Genomic DNA, 16,765 nt, shown 5'->3' with positions numbered 1-16,765 from the left:
GCAAATAAAAAGGCATTCCAATGGAATGCCTTTTACGTTTGAGACTGGAAAAACGTTATTCTGCTTTCTCTTCTCGACTCATTTCAGCCTGCTGTGCATTTTCTGTAGATTGTACTTGTGCTTCAGCGTCCGTCTGAGGTTCGTCTGCGAACACTTGAGTTGGTTTCGCTACGATACTACGGTTTTCTTGGCTAACATCAGTCAACACCACTTCAAATGTGTCACCTAGGCGGTATACCGCTTCTTTATCAATAGTGATGATGCCTTGTTCACCGTTACAGTCTAAGCGCTCTTTATTGGCTAGGATCAATGATGCAGGGATAAATGCCGCTGCACCATTTTCAAGTAAACGTACACGAACTCCTGCGCGGTTAATGTCAAAGATCTCTGCATTAAATAGCGTTTGTTTTGTAGGTTCTTCTGCCAAAGTACGTGCGTACAACCAGTCAGCGACGTTGCGCTCTGCAATCTTGTGATGCTTGCGATGCAGTGCCAGCTCTTCACCTATGGTTTCATCTGGCTGCTGCACAGGCTCTTTATTCAAGATATGCGCTTTAAGCATGCGGTGGTTAATCATGTCACCGTATTTACGAATTGGAGAAGTCCAAGTCGCGTAAACCTCTAAGCCCATTGCATAATGAGGGAGTGGTTGGTTACCAATTTCACTGTAACTTTGACATTTACGAATACGGTTATCCAAGTACGACGTATCTTGACCACACAACCAACGACGTAGTGAAGCAAAACCTTCTAATGTTGCCAGACTTTCAGCATCACACTGAGCGCCATTTGATGTCATCAACTCTACTACATCTGCCATCTTGTCAGCTTTGAAGCCAGCGTGTGTATTGAATACCCCAGCGTTGAACGTTGATTGCAGCACTTTGCCTGCACAGATGTTGGCTGTGATCATTGATTCTTCAACCAAACGGTTTGCAGTGCGACGCATATCTGCGTGAATCGCGATAACGTCGTTATCTTCGCTCAGTTCAAATCGGTAATCAGGGCGGTCAGGGAAAACCACAGCATTGTTTTCGCGCCAGTTTGCACGTGCTTGAGAAAACTCATACAAAGTACGTACGACTTCTGCAATCGTTTCTGTTGGTTGCCATTCTGTAGACGAACCGCTTTCCAACCAATCAGAAACGTGGTCGTAAACAAGGCGAGCGTGAGATTGAATATTTGCAGCGAAGAAACGAATGTCGTCTGCGATAACACCGTCCGCACCAACAGTTACCGTACAACAAAGCGCTGGACGGACTTGGTTTTCGATCAATGAGCATAAGTCATCAGCCAAATCTCGTGGCAACATCGGTATGTTACGACCTGGCAGATAAATGGTAAAACCGCGTTGACGGGCTACTTTATCCATCTCATCATCCGGAGTGATATATGCAGTAGGGTCGGCAATCGCGATCGTCAGCTCAAAGCTACCGTTCTCAAGTTTTTTCGCGTAGAGAGCATCGTCCATGTCTTTAGTGGATGCGCCATCAATCGTAACAAAAGGTACGTGAGTTAGATCTGAGCGCTCCAGTTCAGCGTCATCTTTAAGTACCCAATTTTCGATTCCCGCTGGTTCACTGTTTGGCAGATCATTTTCTGCCAACGTTACCCACCATGGTGCGATCTTGTCTTCAGAATCGGTGATTTTTTCAGAAATTTCTACGAAGAAATTATCATCGCCTTTTAGAGGGTGACGAACAAGATGTGCAACAACCCAGTCACCTTCTTGGAACTCTTCCTGATTCAAACCTTTCTTAACTTTTGCCTTTAAAGGCATCTTTTTAAGTTGTGGGTGATCAGGCGCAACGTTAAGTTTGCCTTTGAATAATTTTACGCGGCCAATAAAGCGAGTCAGTGATTGCTCAAGAAGCTCTTGTGGCTCTGCGACTTCACGTTCTTTCTCTGTACGGATAATGGCAACCACTTTGTCTCCGTGAATACACTTTTTCATGTACGGAGGCGGAATGAAGAAACTGGTTTTACTATCGACTTCTAAGAAACCAAAGCCTTTATCTGTAGCTTTAATGACGCCTTCTTTTTTTGGCAGGTTTTCTTGAATTTGTTGCTTTAGTTGGGCAAGTAACGGGTTGTCTTGGAACATGTCTTCTATTTCTAGCTTAGTGAATTGCGCACACTATAATCATTACAGGCGATTATTACTACCCAGCGATAACCTTTCTCCTGCATTTTGAAAGGCGTTATTTAACTGTTTGGTGGCACAAAAGGCTTAGTAATAAGAGGGTTGGAACAAGGCTCTGATGGTTTTTTATCCTCTATGAGAATAAATTGTGATGAATTTCAATTTTTTCTAGCTTTTTTTATGCTTTTAGGGAATAATCCGCCTCCCTTATATGTCCCTAGTGGCTTGATGCGTTACAAAACTTATCCGTATCTGAACGGAATCAGACAATCGCAGGATTGGTTGGAAATGGTGGAGCACATGGGACCTTGGTTAATAATTATTTTAGTGGGATCCCCATGTCTGATACTGTAATTCAATTCAGTGACTTAGCACTTAACAGTGCTGTTCTTTCAGCCCTTGATTCAATGGGCTTCGTGTCTCCAACTCCTATCCAAGCTGCTGCTATTCCTCTTTTATTAGAAGGTCGCGACGCATTAGGTAAAGCACAAACAGGTACAGGTAAAACAGCTGCATTCTCTTTGCCGCTTTTAAACAAGATCGATCTATCTCAGCACAAACCTCAAGCAATCATCATGGCTCCAACTCGTGAGCTAGCGATTCAGGTAGCTGCTGAGATCAAAAACTTAGGTCAAAACATTTCTGGTCTTAAAGTTCTAGAAATCTACGGTGGTGCATCTATCGTTGATCAAATGCGTTCTCTACGTTCAGGTGCTCACATTGTTGTTGGTACTCCTGGTCGTGTGAAAGATTTGATCACTCGTGAGCGTCTACACCTGGACGAGTGTCATACATTCGTTCTGGATGAAGCTGACGAAATGTTGAAGATGGGCTTCGTTGACGACGTTACTTGGATCATGGAGCAAGCTCCTGAGTCAGCGCAACGCGTACTGTTCTCGGCAACAATGCCACCAATGGTAAAAACGATTGTTGACCGCTTCCTACGTAACCCTGCACGTGTAGACGTTGCCGGTTCAAACCAAACTGTTGAGAAAGTTGAACAACAATTCTGGGTTGTGAAAGGCGTAGAGAAAGACGAAGCAATGACTCGTCTTCTAGAAACTGAAGAAACTGATGCATCAATCGTGTTCGTTCGTACTCGTCAAGATACTGAGCGTCTAGCTGACTGGTTAAGCTCTCGTGGCTTTAAAGCTGCTGCACTACACGGTGATATCCCACAGTCTCTACGTGAGCGTACAGTAGACCATATCAAACAAGGTGTCATTGATATCCTTGTTGCGACTGACGTTGTTGCTCGTGGTCTTGATGTGCCACGAATCACTCACGTATTTAACTACGATATTCCATTCGATGTTGAGTCGTACATCCACCGTATCGGTCGTACAGGTCGTGCTGGCCGTAAAGGTAAAGCGATCCTGTTAGTACGTACTAACCAACTTCGCATGCTTCGCACTATTGAGCGTGTTACTCGTTCATCAATGGAAGAAATTCAACTTCCACACCGTGATCAAGTAGCTGAAGCTCGTCTTTCTCTACTTGCTGCTGAGCTAGCGGCTGAGAAAGAAAACAACACAGTTCTTGATAAGTTTGCAGAACTAGTAGAGAAGCTACAAGCGTCTCTAGAAATGGACACTGAAACACTTTGTGCAATCTTGTTGAAACGTCAACAAGGTAAGCGTCCACTATTCTACACTGGTGAAGATCCAATGATCGCAGCAGTAGAGCGTGATAAGCTACGCCGTCGCGAGCGTCGTGATGATCGTGGTGAGCGCAGCGAGCGTAGTGAAGGTGGTCGTCGTGAGTTCGGTGGTCGTGACAACGCTGATTGGGAAACTTACCAACTTCAAGTTGGCCGTGACCAAGGCGTACAAGTTAAAGACATCGTTGGCGCACTTGCAAATGAACTAGGCCTAACGAAAGGTTCTATCGGTGCGATCAAACTGGCTCAAGGTCATACGTTTGTTCAGCTTCCAAAGACAATGACTGCAGAAGTGACAGGCAAACTACGTAAACTACGTATCCGTCAAAAAGAAGTGGGTGCAGTAGTCTGTGATTTTGATGATTTCCGCGAGTCTCGTGGTGGTCGTCGTGAAGGTGGACGTCGTGACGGTGGTAACCGTGATGGTGGCTTCCGTGGTAATCGTGAAGGTGGTCGTGAAGGCGGTAACCGTCGCGAAGGTGGCTTCCGTGGTAACCGCGAAGGCGGTAATCGTGAAGGTGGTCATCGCGAAGGTGGTGAGCGTCGTTTCGACCGTAACCGTGGTGGTGACAACCGTGGTAACTACCGTGGTGAACGTGGTCACAACCGTCGCAGTCAAGAAGCTTAATTAGAGTCTGCAATCTAATTGAAGAAACCCGTGGTATTCGCCGCGGGTTTTTCTATTTATCTGAATAGCTAATTATCTCAACAGCGAAAACAAGCGAGAATAAGGCTTGATCGTAATGATTGCTTGAGATTTCACCCATATCCGTTAGAATGCTCACCCTGTCTTAAGGATAGCGCATCCGTATTTGCGCCTTGAATTAATGCAGCTAAAAATGATTTATCGAGTGCTTGTTTTTTATCATTCTGATTTTTAAGCACAATATTTAAAACATGTGTTGCTTGGTGTGTATCACATGCCTCATCTCCTCAATTTTTCTCTCATCATCTAACTTGCTCACAACGTACTGTAAATCAAGTATTTAGAGTTTTCTCTAGTCACCTCTCATAATCTAATTTGCTCAAAATGTTCCTTTGATTTTCTGAAACGCTTGTACCAAACTCGTACCAAATTTTTTTGGTACAGAGAATTCACCATGACAAAACGAATAACCGATTCTTGGTTACGTGCTGTAAATGGCAAAACATACGAGGGCGCTCCGGAAATTACATACCGCGATGGACTCGGATTGCGAATATCCCCAAAAGGAAAGATCTCATGGGTTTATCGGTTTTCTTTAGGCGGTAAAGCCATAAGAATGAAATTAGGGACTTATCCCGAATTGCGAATTACCGATGCAGAGAAAGTGAAAAAGGAAAAAGAAGCTTTAGTCTCACAAGGCATAGATCCTCGAAATAAACTAATCATTAACCGCGAAAATCCTAAACCTACCACAGTTAAAGAATTGATCGACTATTGGTATGCAAACCACGCAGAGCCAAATCTAGAACGTCCAGAGCCGCTACTGACTATGTTCTACAAGGATATTGTTCCTTACGTTGGCGACTATGATGCTAAAGACCTAGAGTTGTTTGACTACGTTAAGGTTTTCAAAATAGCTAGTGAACGTGTAAGCCCTAAGCATTCGGCAAATCTAATGGCACGTTTTAAAGGTGTTCTATCGTTTTCGGTCAGACACGGTCTTTTAAAATACAACGTAATTTCAGAGTTGAAGAAAAACGACGTAGGAAAGCCTACAAGCGTCCGAAGCACCAAACAGGAAGGTAACAATGTCAGAAGGCTTTGGCAGCTCCTCTCGGACTTTCCTGCGCATCCTAGCAATAGAAATATACTGAAGCTTCTAATGATTTTCGGTTGCCGAGGCGTAGAGCTAAGACTAGCAAAGAAAACCGACTTTGATTTAGAAAAGTTGATTTGGACGGTTCCAGAAGAACACAACAAAATACGACATAAGGGTGGGGGCGAAATTAGGCGCGCTATACCAGAACTTGCTGTAGGTATTTTGAGAGAACAATTCGCTATGTTTCCTAACTGCGAAGTCGTTTTCCCTCAAGTAAACAAAAAATCTGATACTCCAATCTCGGGGAATACTCTCGTCGATGTTGGCAAACGTTTCTCATGTTTTGTAGAACGTCATGGATTACCGCCTTCGCTTAATCACGATATGCGAAGAACGGCTCGAAACTGGTGGGAATCAGCAGGCTTTAATCCAAAGGTTAGCGATGTAATGTTGGGGCATAAAGTTCATACTGGTACTAAGAAGCACTATCTAGATTATGACTATCTTGTTGAGCAAAGAGAGTGCTATTCGAAGTGGTGTGAATATATTGCAAAAAAAGGTTATAGTTTATCGTGCGCTGTTGTTGCTATGGTTTGAGTTAGGCTGTTTTTCTAACAATACTATGATTGACTTTTATCTGATTGAGCGCTAAATTGATCTCAGGGTGATTACAGGGACTATTAGTCGCACCCCGTTGCCAGAAATGGTTAGTCCATGACTAAGTAATAACGTCCTGCCCCGCATTTAGCGGCTGAGACCCCACGCTTTGACGTGGGGTCGCTACTTTCTAGAAGCTTGTTTTGGGATTGTCTTGTTATTATTGGCTTTTTGGACATCCATAGCCAGTTTGAAAATACTGTATTGTCTATTCATTATTGGTTTGTTTTCCCGATCAAAAAATGCACTTGTCACATGAATTCTCAAAAGTCGGTTTTCCTTAAAAATACATAAACAAACTTTATAATTCTCTGGATAACCTTGAACGCTGGTTATTGAGTCAAAAGTAAAATACTTCTCTTGAGTTGTTTCATAAATCAACTTTTGCTTATCAAGGTTCTCAATACAATATCTAAGTTGTTTGGATGCCTCGTAACGCTCTAAATTTATACTTCTCGTTTCAAAGCCATCACTATACGCAAGATCAATACTATGTTCTTGTCCATCTTTAGCGAAACAATGTAATCCGTAGGTCACAACAAATTTATAGCTATTTTTGTTACCTTTATAAATCACTTCGTGAGCACTTAAGTGCTTCAGAGAGTAGATTCCATTATCATAATGGAACTCCTCCCAATGCTGCCTTGCTTGAATATGATATTTCTTCAAAGTGCTCTCCAAATGGTAATTTTATTTTTTCATCACACAACGATATTTGTGCGGTATTTTACCTGAGCCTTCAAATGTTCGTTCAATTACACCTTCATCAGAAAGAGTTCGCACCAACATTGAAAGTCTGTTCTTGAAGTTTTTTGCATCGGAAGCCTTACCCAATTTTTTTAACGCTGCTTCGACATGGCTTACAGTAAACTCTTGATCTCCGAAACGTTCTACCAACTCTCTAGTATCGTCTAGCAAAGTCCTTTTTGCCCCAGCGGCGTTTGGTTCTTCAAGTTCAGTTATATCAATAAGCCCTGAACCATCTATAGAATGATCTATGGTGGTCTCTACAGCGATCGATGGGTTGGTTAAGCGTTTCATCAATCTTATCGCTGCTTCAATATCTTCTAACTCTTTTCTTTTCTCTTCTGCCATAAGTACTAGGCTATCTAACGAAAAAGACATACAACTACTCTCATTTGACAATTTATAAATTTATTAAACTCCTTATGTTTGTTTGTGTCAATAGAAGTTAGATAAAAAAACACATAAAGTTGGTTGTGTATTTAATTATATATCTATTTTAGTGTTTCTTGGTGTTTCTGTGGCTTCCACATAATAGGGAGTAATTGTCTATAAACTATGTGTTGTAGGCTTCTCGATAAACCTTGAGTCACAAGGGTTAGGTAATTAACTCAATAAAAACAATATGATAGATTCATTGATTTGAGTTGTTCAGTTTAAGGTTTATTTCTGATGAAGGAAGTAGAAAAAGATTAGCTTTTCATGAATACAAGTGACAAAAACTTGATAGATGTATGAGATAAGTGTTGTGTGGTTGTCAGCTTATATTTCTTAATTCGAGGTGATAGTTATCTCGCTAAGATTTAGCAGCTCAAGTAACCCTTCAATATTAACATCTTACTTTAGGGATATCTTGCCATTTGGTAGTGTACTGTGGGGTAAGCATTTCTCTTCGCATATTCCACTTTTGCTCTATCCCTTGAGAACCTATAAACAGAGTATCAGAACCATATCTGCTATTAAGCCCATCAAATACTTTCATAAGTTTATCGTTGCTTGGTGATGGGTTTAGTAAGTCAAATTGCTCGTGACGTCCATCAACCAATTCAATTAATCCCACACCAATCTTGTAATAGCGAACACCTGACTTAAACAACTGCTTGGCTGCTTCAGTGGCTACCTTGATCAATTGAATTGAATCAGAAGTGGGGTAAGGGAAATGATGAACCACGCGAAAACTCTGTGGCTTGTCGTCAAATGGTGAGTTAGAAGCGAAGCAGAGCATCACCTTACACAATGACTTCTGTTTACGCGCTTTACTGGCGGCGATAGCGGCATGTTTACTCAGAGCTTGTTCTAGTTCTTCAAGTTCGGTTATTCGTTTACCTACACTTCGAGTCGAGTAAATCTGTTTTTTATCTGCTCTAGCTGCATCCCAATCTTTGCAGGCTACACCATTCAATTCACGAACAGTTCTTTCTACTTCAACGGAGAATTCCCTTTGCGCTCTTTCTGGTGCGTACTGCGCTAAATCGAAAGCAGTATTTATCCCCATATGCTTTAAACGAGCTGATATGCGTCTACCGATGCCCCATACGTCACCGACTTCAAGTTGTTTCAATATTTCTATTCGTTCTTGTTCGTTGTCTATAACGCAAACACCGTTATAGCCTTGTATTTTCTTCGCTGCGTGATTGGCTATTTTGGCTAGCGTCAGAGTAGAACCCATACCAATACAGACGGGTAATCTACACTCTTTCCAAACAGCCCTACGTATTAGAGCACCATACTCACGCAAATCAGTGATAGCGGGGAAGCATCGGTGAAATGATAGAAATGACTCATCAATTGAGTAAACATGTTGGTCAGGTGCAAATCGACCGATTACTTCCATCATTTTTGCAGATAAATCTGCATAGAGCTCGTAATTAGAAGAAAGGGCTATTACGCCTTTTAAATCGCACAATGCTTTAACTTGAAAGTAAGGCTTAAATTTAGGTATACCCGCCTCTTTTGCTTGTCTGTTTGCAGCAACTACACAACCGTCATTGTTAGATAGAACTATAATAGGCTTACCTCGCCAGTCAGGACGAAATACCTGTTCAGCACTACAGTAAAAGGAATTCGCATCAACCAAGGCAAACATTATTTAACCCTAGAAGAAAGTAGGTAGCTTGGTCGGTGGCATCGGATAGAACGGATCACCACACCTTCAATAGAAAACGTGTCTTGAGAGTGTATGTAAACAGGCATCATGGTCTCGTTCGCTGACAATAGTTGTCTTCGAGTCATATCTATCATCTTACATACGAACTCACCGTTGTAGTTTGCCACGATTACATCTAGGTTCTGAACGGTTACGTGCCGGTCAACAATCAATAAATCACCGTCAAAGATGCCAATCCCCTGCATTGACTCACCAATAGCCTGTCCGATAAACGTGGCACTAGGGTGTTCAATCAGGAGCTCGTCTAGATTCATCCCAAGCTGTGCGTACTCAGCCGCAGGGGACTCAAAGCCAGTAATACCAGCGCTTGCATGGATAGGGATAACTTTCATATACCAGAATAACTGTATGTTTATACAGTTATTCTGGTGGTAATATAGTATTCCGTCAAGAGAGATCGCGTTTGGTTTTGTGAAAATGAGCTGGATTGAAGTATCGTGAATTAAAGTTGCCGTACACCATTTTGTTACCTAGTATTGATAGGAAACTTTTGGCAACTTACACGAATACTGTCTAAATTTTGCATGTAACTATGTGTTTTTTAGCTAAATCATAAGGTTATATATGTCTGGGTTTGTTCTGGAAGAATCATGTAGAAAGTAATTGCAGAGTAATTCCTTATAACAATTGTTAGAATTTTGGAGGTAGAGTGTTAGATAATTGGACGTTTGAAGATTTTAAAGAGAAGTTTTTTTTCTATACAAAAACAGATAGCGATGTTTTCTCTCAAATTGAGATGATATCTGTGAGTGGAGAAAGAGAACAATTAGTCTCTGAGTTTTTAATGGAAGCGAGAACCATCTTTGAAGTTAGCAGTTTGCCATTTTTTGTTGCTTTTTTTGGTGCTGGAGTAAGCCATTCAAAGCTATTGGAAAGCTTACTATTGAAAGCAAAAGAAGATGGATGCGCTAAAAGCCATGAAGTGGCAATGTTTCTGCTTGAAAAGCATCTATATACAACGGTAGTTAGCGCTGTTGTTCCAACATTCGAGAACCTCCATAAAGCTGAGATCCTAGCGGATCAGATTGAAAAACTTAATAATTCAATTGTTATGAATGCTTATGGGTGTCTTGAAAAATATTCTAAGTTTATCCTTAAAAGTATTTTGCTTGAGGATTTATATTCCGGTCTAAATTATCTTGAATCTAGTTCTCTTAAAATTGGTAAAACCCCTCCCATTAAGTTAAAAAACCGTATCGATGCCGATAGTAGTGAGCTTGGCAATGAATTGTCAGAGGCTGAGCTTTATGACGAGCATATCTTGAATAAGGGATATTCCGTAGAACAATATACAGAGTTGTTTTCTGCGTTGTACGATTTTTCTCCATCGTCACTGCTGTTATCTGAGTTAAAAAAAATAGAATCGTTAAGACACATTTTGATTCATCGTAATGGCGTGATTGACCAAAAATACGTGAACGAAGTTGACCAAAGTTTATCTGTTGGTCAAAAAGTGACTCTCTCGCCGACTGAGCTTAAGCGTTTTATGGAAGCGTTTGGTGATTACTTTAAGCAACTCTTTAGCATTACGAATAAAAAATTCTAACAATCTGTTTAAGAGTGGTTCGCAACGTGTGGTATTTATGCTATGCGTTACGTTCAGTGTTTAAGATGGTATGTGGCGGCATCGGTATTGCGTTGCTCACACATTAACAGGGCGTTATGTTAATAGGTAGGCTATGAAAATTGATGAGTTGGTTATAAATAGTATTTATATTATTGAAAACCTTCGTCAGGACGACCTCCTGACAGGTAAAGAATTGAAGCAACATATTGAGTCAATAGAGTCATCAGTAAGTGTTGGATATTTCCCGACTAGTGATAAGAATGAGCTTTTTTCCAGATTAGAGCTTGTTATTGAACAGTCGTCGCCAAATGAGGGTGTCATTTTATTCTTCGAAACTCATGGAAGTCGTGAAGGCATTGACTTGGCAGGGGAGCTAGTTTCATGGGAAGAAATTAACGAATATTTAAGTAGGTTAAACGATAAGACCTGTATGGGATTAGTCGTTGTGTTTTCTTGTTGCTTTGGGGTTAATTTTTATAAGCAAACAACTCTCCTAAAGAAATGTCCGTACTATCTAATGCTAGGCTTTGATAACAAAATTACAGAAAGAAAACTAATTGAGTGCAATAAAAAGATAATTGATTTTGCCACTTTAGGATGTAGCCCTAAACAAATTGAGGAAGAAGTAAATCTACTTCTCCCGATGACGAACACCAAAATGACAGTATTAGATGCAGGCGATGTGTTCTATAGCGGCTTTAAGAAATACCTAATTTCTTCTTCAGACGAAGACGATTTAAATAGAAGGGCAATAAATAATTATCGAGAGCATTTTTATACTTGCATAGGTACTGCTTATAGTTTTCTAGAGTTTAAGGAAAAAATGTATAGAAAGATTTTATCTCGAACCTACCTCGAGGAGTACTTCTATCGTATAAAAGATCGCTTTTTACTAACGGATAAGTATTTAGACTTAAATTGTAGATTTTCTGGAATGTTTGACGAGTTATACGACGAATGTGATATAGAGTCTAAACATCTAGACATACTTAAAAAATTAACATAGCAAACTGTTTAAGATTGATTCGTAACGCGTGGAATTTTCTCTATGCGTTTGTTTTATTGTTTAAGGTGGTATGCCGAGGTTTTGGTATTGCGTTGCTCACGCCTTAATATGGTGTTATTTAATGGAGGAAGAGCATGCATGGTGTTTGTAAATTGTGCCAAAAAGAAACACAGCTCGAGTTGAGTCACTTTATTCCTAAATTTATAGGGAAATGGGCAAAGAAAACATCTATTACAGGGTATTTCAGAGAAGGAAATCAGGTAAGTAAACGACAGCAAGATATAGCTAAAGAATACTGGTTATGTGGCTCTTGCGAAGATTTGTTTTCGACATGGGAGCGCTTATTCTCCCTTAAAATATTTTACCCCTACATCAAAGATACTAGCTTAGTCTCTTCTTATGGAAGTTGGCTGTCTAAGTTTACAGCATCGTTATCATGGCGAACTTTGACATATATTTGTAGCAAGAATAATGACGTGGCGCACTCTAAAGAGTATTTGGATTCTTTAGTTAAAGTGGAGAGAGGGCTTGCTGATTTTCTACTAGGTAAAGTATCTAATCTTAATGAGTTTGAGCAGCATATTTATCCTCTTGATGTTATTGAGTCTACATCGTTTGAAAATCTTCCAACCAACATAAACCGCTATTTTCTACGCACCATAGCTATGGATATTGTAGGTAATTCTCAAGGCACGTATATATACACAAAACTACCTTCTTTCATCGTCATCGGTGTAATAAAGTCTAAGCAATCTAAAGAGATGAGATCTAGTCGAGTGGCTATTAGTGGTGGAACTATATATCCAAGACAATATGTATTTCCTGATGGCTTTGATGGTTATATCTTGGATGCAGCCAATAAAGTTTTAGATGTATATGAGAAAATACCAGAGGAACAATTAGCTAAAATAGATAAATATGTTATTGATAATCAAGATAAAGTGGTTAAGTCAAAGTTGTTTGAAGCTATAGTTCATGATTATGAAAGGTTTGGTCGAAAATCATTAAGATAATAAGGCGCTTAAGACGGCCTGCAAATGTGTGGCGGCTTCAGTTCTATGTGTTTATGGTGGTTAGTTTGAGTTTTAGGGAGCGGTTGTAGCCACCTAATTTAGCGTTATGCTTCAAATGGAGATAGCATGAAAGTGTATCATTTTATGGCAAAGCGATATGCATTAGAAAACTTGCAAAAATCGAGGCTCAAAATAGCGACATTGGAGAATCTTAATGACCCATATGAATTTTTCCCAAATGTAGCCGACACTTCTAACAGTGATATTGAAGCATTTCGACGTCATTTTCACGGCATTCTCGGCTTCTTGTGCTTCAGTAAAAAGTTAGGAGACCCAGTTCAGTGGGCACATTACGCTGAAAATCATAGTGGTCTTTGCTTTGAGTTCGAAATTCCGAGAAAGTACTTACAAAAAGTAAAATATGTTGATTCACCAATCTATATTTCTCGGAATAGTGCTCGGTGGAAAGAACAGATTCCTAATGTAACATTGTGTAAATACAAAAGTTGGCGTTATGAGCGTGAATATCGAGTGTCTCTAGATCTTCGGTCTAATAAAATAGAAAAAGACAATGACTTGCTCTTTATGCCTTTTTCGAACGAGCTAAAATTGATAAGGGCTTATAGTGGGGTACGTTGCGAGCTTACGCAAGAAGACAAAGATATGTTTTTAAAACATGGTATTGCTCTAGTTAACATGACACAAAGTCCCAAATCTTACATTTTGGTACCAAATGCCTAACAAACACGATAAGACGGATTCGCAATACCTGACGTTTTTTACTGTGCGTTGGTTTAAGTGATTAAGATGGCATGTGGAGGAGTCGGTATTGCGTTGCTCACACCTTAATGCAGCGTTAGCACTATATGAGGATACTATGGATTTACCAAATCAAATAAAGCAACATAAAGCTGAATCAGATTCATATGCTATTCTTCTTTATAATCTTCGAGATATTGGCATTTTCCGTAATGTTACTGAAAATGATTACGGTATCGACTTTGAAATCGAATTTGTAGAGGATGGAAAAGTAGTCGGGAATTATATCAAGGCACAAGTTAAAGCTTCTGAAAAACTTCTAATCCGTAAGCGCGACTCAGCGCCAACAATATCTGGCATTAAACAAAGTACACTAAACTATTGGGCGCAACTTAGTTTTAAGAGTCATGTTGTTGCGTACGCAGTTGATCTGAAAACTGAAAATATCTATATTTCAAAACCTTTGTTTTGGGATGTTATTTCAAAGATTGACCGAAATGATTCAACAAAAACAATCGAATTTTTACCACATCAAAATGGTCTTAAGTCACAGGTTCCTGTTGCTAAGGTGTTGACAAAAGCTTACTCAGTATTCCCTTCATTACTTGATGAGATATACAACCATAAACTGGGGCTAAAAAATCTGAAGAGATTCGCTCGGTTATATGCTGACGTATTCCACTATGACATTGGATCTGAAGTTGAAAATCAAGATGATTTCGCTACATTTTTAGAAGTTTGCAGAGTTCTACTATTCCATGAAAATTTTGATAACTCGAAGTTTTCTGATGAAGAGAAAAAAAATAGGTATAGCTACCAATATTGGTGCAACCAAACTGTAAATAGTGGTTATGGTGATGAGGTGGTTAATTTTATTGCGAGAAAACCAATGGAAGTATTGTTCCCTCTATACCTCGACGCTCTTAAAATTTATGAAAACCGAGTTTTTTCTGGACAATACTTTTGGCTGCACAAAGACCCAACCTACTTAAGATTGGTATACGAAAACATCATACCAACAGCTCGAGACCATGACGGTATTAGTGATCTAGGTTACGACTATCCGCAGAATAGAAGAAATAATGGGTTAACTTTCAATAGCTATTGTGCACAAATGTGATGCTAACAAAGCATTTAAGAGTGATTCCCAACGCTTGGCATTAGACTAATGGTGCAAATAAGAGGTATCGAGTGAACTGGATTTCTGAAATATTCAAGAATGTGACGGTTTCTAAAACACTTACAGGGGCGTGCTGTATAACTGGTTTAGCTCTACTAATGCTCCCAACGATATTTCCGAATATTTTAGAGCCGTTACCAAAGGTATGGGCAACTGTTGTTCTTGGCGTGACTGTGTTTTGCGGTTGCTTACAAATATTTTGGGGTTTGAGCTACTTCAAAAACGCAATATTAAGCTTTGTTTCTGATAAAGCTCAAAAGGTACGCAGCAAAAACCTTTCAGAGTTAGAGTTGTGCCTAATCTATAAGTTAGGTGAAGTTGCTGATGAATGGGCTGATATTCGTAACATAGACTACAGTTCAGCACCATTTACTAAGTTGGAAATCTTAGAGGTATGCCGTGCATTGGAAGAGAAAGGTTTACTGAAAATCAATAGCTTTCATGAAACACTTGTTAAGTTGAGTAGCAAGGGAAGGAGTAAGGTTTTAGAATTACAGAAAGAAAATGCGGTGAATAATTAGCCTAACAAACGCTTTAAGACGGATTCGCATCGCTTGGCTGTTTTGGACTGATTTGACTTGTGTGTTTACGGTGTAATAGTTGAATTTTGTGGTGGCGTTGCTAACCACTTAAACCGGAGTCATGTGCAATAATTGAAGTTTGGAGTGTTAATGGTTAATTTTGTTTTAGGCTTGCTTTGCGGGTTTATGGCAACGATTTGGTATTTAGTGTTTGATTTCTCGTTTGATTTTGACCATGGGTTTAGTGTTAACGTGGTCATTGCAGCAGCAACTCTAATGGCTACCGCTATTCACTTTGACTCAGTAAGAAAGCAACGAAAAGATCGACTTTGGGAAATTAATAAAGATAGTTTGCTTAAACTATCAAAAGCCATTTCCGATTCAGTTGAAATGACGGGCAAACTTGCTGATAGTCATTTCAATCAAGAGCAGGGTATCCCCAACTATGTGAATACTGATGGTTCTGGTGAAATTCATGCTCACTTCAAAGAAGTACTGTCCGACTCTTTGTATGTTTACAAGCCACTTTTAAGTCCAGAGTTGATTTCGGCTATTGAAGATTATCAAACGACTCAAAAGAAAATTGAAGAAGCTTGGGAAGAGAATGAGCTATCAACATTTGTAGCATATGATGAGCAATGGGCTGCCCAGAAAAAACTGCAAGAAGTTGTAGCTAGTTTCATAAAACAGGTTTCAGGGGTTTAATTTACATAACAAACAGTTTAATACTGATTTAGGACGCGTGTAATTTACAACAAACGTAGTTTGGCAAAAAAATAGATGAAGTGTACTAAGAGGTTAATCTCAATACTTAGTACACTACCTTCTGTGGTTATTGTTCAATTACATTAACCCATTCTCTCTAAGCCAATCATAAACAGCTTTCCTCGAATACATACCACGCGCCACAGTAGCTTTAGGGAAGCCGTTATTGGCTTCTTGGCGAGTAAGTGTTGAGCGACTGAACCCAGTTGTTTCTAGGACTTCTCTGGTTGTTATAGTTAAGGGTTCAATTGTAGTGCCTGTGTTTGTGATCATCTGGTTACCTGTGTTCATAATTCACCTCCCTATGATTTAATGAATTGTCGAATGGATTGTTTGAAGCTTTGAGCGCCACGTTCGATTTTTTCTAAGCGGTAAATTTCGCTCTTTAGTTCAGAGATTTGATGTTTGAGTTCGGGGACTAGGCGGGCGCACTCTAGTAGTATCTCGCCCTTTTTATTCGCTTTAACGTGGCGTTTTGCCACTTCAATTGCTTTCTCATCTTCTTCGGTAGGTCTAACAGTAAAAGCCATTACTAACCTCAAGCATGTTCTTTTTGACGTTCAATTTCGTAGATTTTGCTTTCTAATTCGGTAGCACTACAGCCGCCGTCCCATTTTAGTGAGCACTTATCACAGCCGATCTTGTTGCAAGTGTTTACGACTATTTCCATTAAACGGTTATGTATGTCTTGTTCGTAGGTTTGGGTCATGAGTATTCCGGTGGTATCAAATAGGCGCTTCCTGGTCGTGATTATTTGCGAGTTTTGGTATCAAAACGTTATTGCTGCAGCGACCGGCAACGCCCAAATTGCTATCAATTTTTCTGATTAATAACGAGC

The 16,765-nt window shown here is 39.9% G+C and carries 18 protein-coding genes; 10 read left to right on the top strand and 8 right to left on the bottom strand.

All coding sequences use genetic code 11. The annotated features are described in order from the left end of the window. Nucleotides 1–55 precede the first annotated feature (55 nt). Nucleotides 56–2,104, bottom strand: coding sequence for an exoribonuclease II (rnb, locus tag G5S32_RS15980; protein ID WP_165313029.1), 2,049 nt, complete (start codon nucleotides 2,102–2,104; stop codon nucleotides 56–58). Nucleotides 2,105–2,481: 377 nt separating this feature from the next. Between rnb and G5S32_RS15975 the strand changes: the two genes are divergently transcribed. Further along, nucleotides 2,482–4,431: a DEAD/DEAH box helicase gene (locus G5S32_RS15975; protein ID WP_165313028.1), complete on the top strand. Its 1,950-nt coding sequence runs from the start codon at nucleotides 2,482–2,484 to the stop codon at nucleotides 4,429–4,431. Nucleotides 4,432–4,903: 472 nt separating this feature from the next. Continuing rightward, on the top strand, nucleotides 4,904–6,145 hold the full coding sequence (locus G5S32_RS15970; protein WP_165313027.1) for a tyrosine-type recombinase/integrase: 1,242 nt from the start codon (nucleotides 4,904–4,906) through the stop codon (nucleotides 6,143–6,145). A 183-nt stretch (nucleotides 6,146–6,328) separates the two neighbouring features. On the opposite strand, the gene G5S32_RS15965 is transcribed toward G5S32_RS15970, so the two are convergent. The 4 genes from G5S32_RS15965 to G5S32_RS15950 form a co-directional block, all read right to left on the bottom strand. Next, complete coding sequence (locus G5S32_RS15965; RefSeq protein WP_165313026.1) at nucleotides 6,329–6,874, bottom strand: hypothetical protein; 546 nt, start codon at nucleotides 6,872–6,874, stop codon at nucleotides 6,329–6,331. A 21-nt stretch (nucleotides 6,875–6,895) separates the two neighbouring features. Next, on the bottom strand, nucleotides 6,896–7,330 hold the full coding sequence (locus tag G5S32_RS15960; RefSeq protein WP_165313025.1) for a hypothetical protein: 435 nt from the start codon (nucleotides 7,328–7,330) through the stop codon (nucleotides 6,896–6,898). A 448-nt stretch (nucleotides 7,331–7,778) separates the two neighbouring features. Next, nucleotides 7,779–9,035 (bottom strand): Y-family DNA polymerase, encoded by a 1,257-nt coding sequence (locus G5S32_RS15955; protein ID WP_165313024.1) that lies wholly within the window; start codon nucleotides 9,033–9,035, stop codon nucleotides 7,779–7,781. After that, a complete protein-coding gene (locus G5S32_RS15950; protein ID WP_165313023.1) occupies nucleotides 9,035–9,448 on the bottom strand; it encodes a LexA family protein in 414 nt (137 codons plus the stop codon). Before G5S32_RS15950 ends, G5S32_RS15955 begins: the two co-directional genes overlap by 1 nt. Nucleotides 9,449–9,765: 317 nt before the next feature. Between G5S32_RS15950 and G5S32_RS15945 the strand changes: the two genes are divergently transcribed. The 7 genes from G5S32_RS15945 (at nucleotide 9,766) to G5S32_RS15910 (ending at nucleotide 15,867) form a co-directional block, all read left to right on the top strand. Continuing rightward, a complete protein-coding gene (locus G5S32_RS15945) occupies nucleotides 9,766–10,662 on the top strand; it encodes a hypothetical protein (RefSeq protein WP_165313022.1) in 897 nt (298 codons plus the stop codon). Between the two features lie 133 nt (nucleotides 10,663–10,795). Continuing rightward, on the top strand, nucleotides 10,796–11,689 hold the full coding sequence (locus G5S32_RS15940) for a hypothetical protein (RefSeq protein WP_165313021.1): 894 nt from the start codon (nucleotides 10,796–10,798) through the stop codon (nucleotides 11,687–11,689). A gap of 134 nt (nucleotides 11,690–11,823) precedes the next feature. Continuing rightward, nucleotides 11,824–12,702 carry a hypothetical protein gene (locus G5S32_RS15930; protein ID WP_165313020.1) on the top strand — a complete coding sequence of 293 codons (879 nt, stop codon included), beginning with the start codon at nucleotides 11,824–11,826 and terminating at the stop codon, nucleotides 12,700–12,702. Between the two features lie 126 nt (nucleotides 12,703–12,828). Beyond that, nucleotides 12,829–13,443, top strand: a complete 615-nt coding sequence (locus G5S32_RS15925; protein WP_165313019.1) for a DUF2971 domain-containing protein — start codon at nucleotides 12,829–12,831, stop codon at nucleotides 13,441–13,443. Nucleotides 13,444–13,579: 136 nt separating this feature from the next. Further along, nucleotides 13,580–14,581 carry a DUF4365 domain-containing protein gene (locus G5S32_RS15920; RefSeq protein WP_165313018.1) on the top strand — a complete coding sequence of 334 codons (1,002 nt, stop codon included), beginning with the start codon at nucleotides 13,580–13,582 and terminating at the stop codon, nucleotides 14,579–14,581. 71 nt (nucleotides 14,582–14,652) lie between these two features. Continuing rightward, entirely contained in the window at nucleotides 14,653–15,162 is a 510-nt protein-coding gene (locus tag G5S32_RS15915) for a hypothetical protein (protein WP_165313017.1), read from the top strand. 150 nt (nucleotides 15,163–15,312) lie between these two features. Continuing rightward, nucleotides 15,313–15,867, top strand: a complete 555-nt coding sequence (locus G5S32_RS15910; RefSeq protein WP_165313016.1) for a hypothetical protein — start codon at nucleotides 15,313–15,315, stop codon at nucleotides 15,865–15,867. A gap of 138 nt (nucleotides 15,868–16,005) precedes the next feature. On the opposite strand, the gene G5S32_RS15905 is transcribed toward G5S32_RS15910, so the two are convergent. The 3 genes from G5S32_RS15905 to G5S32_RS15895 are packed head-to-tail and all read right to left on the bottom strand — an operon-like array spanning nucleotide 16,006 to nucleotide 16,636. Further along, nucleotides 16,006–16,218, bottom strand: coding sequence for a helix-turn-helix transcriptional regulator (locus G5S32_RS15905; protein ID WP_165313015.1), 213 nt, complete (start codon nucleotides 16,216–16,218; stop codon nucleotides 16,006–16,008). An 11-nt stretch (nucleotides 16,219–16,229) separates the two neighbouring features. Next, complete coding sequence (locus tag G5S32_RS15900) at nucleotides 16,230–16,457, bottom strand: hypothetical protein (RefSeq protein ID WP_165313014.1); 228 nt, start codon at nucleotides 16,455–16,457, stop codon at nucleotides 16,230–16,232. An 8-nt stretch (nucleotides 16,458–16,465) separates the two neighbouring features. After that, nucleotides 16,466–16,636, bottom strand: coding sequence for a hypothetical protein (locus G5S32_RS15895; protein WP_165313013.1), 171 nt, complete (start codon nucleotides 16,634–16,636; stop codon nucleotides 16,466–16,468). Between G5S32_RS15895 and G5S32_RS21645 the strand changes: the two genes are divergently transcribed. Further along, nucleotides 16,635–16,757: a hypothetical protein gene (locus G5S32_RS21645; RefSeq protein WP_281347262.1), complete on the top strand. Its 123-nt coding sequence runs from the start codon at nucleotides 16,635–16,637 to the stop codon at nucleotides 16,755–16,757. The two genes, G5S32_RS15895 and G5S32_RS21645, sit on opposite strands and share 2 nt — an antisense overlap. Nucleotides 16,758–16,765: the final 8 nt, after the last annotated feature.

It is taken from the genome of Vibrio ziniensis, assembly GCF_011064285.1.
GTDB classification, from domain to species: domain Bacteria; phylum Pseudomonadota; class Gammaproteobacteria; order Enterobacterales; family Vibrionaceae; genus Vibrio; species Vibrio ziniensis.
This window is presented reverse-complemented; position numbering and strand designations above follow the sequence as displayed.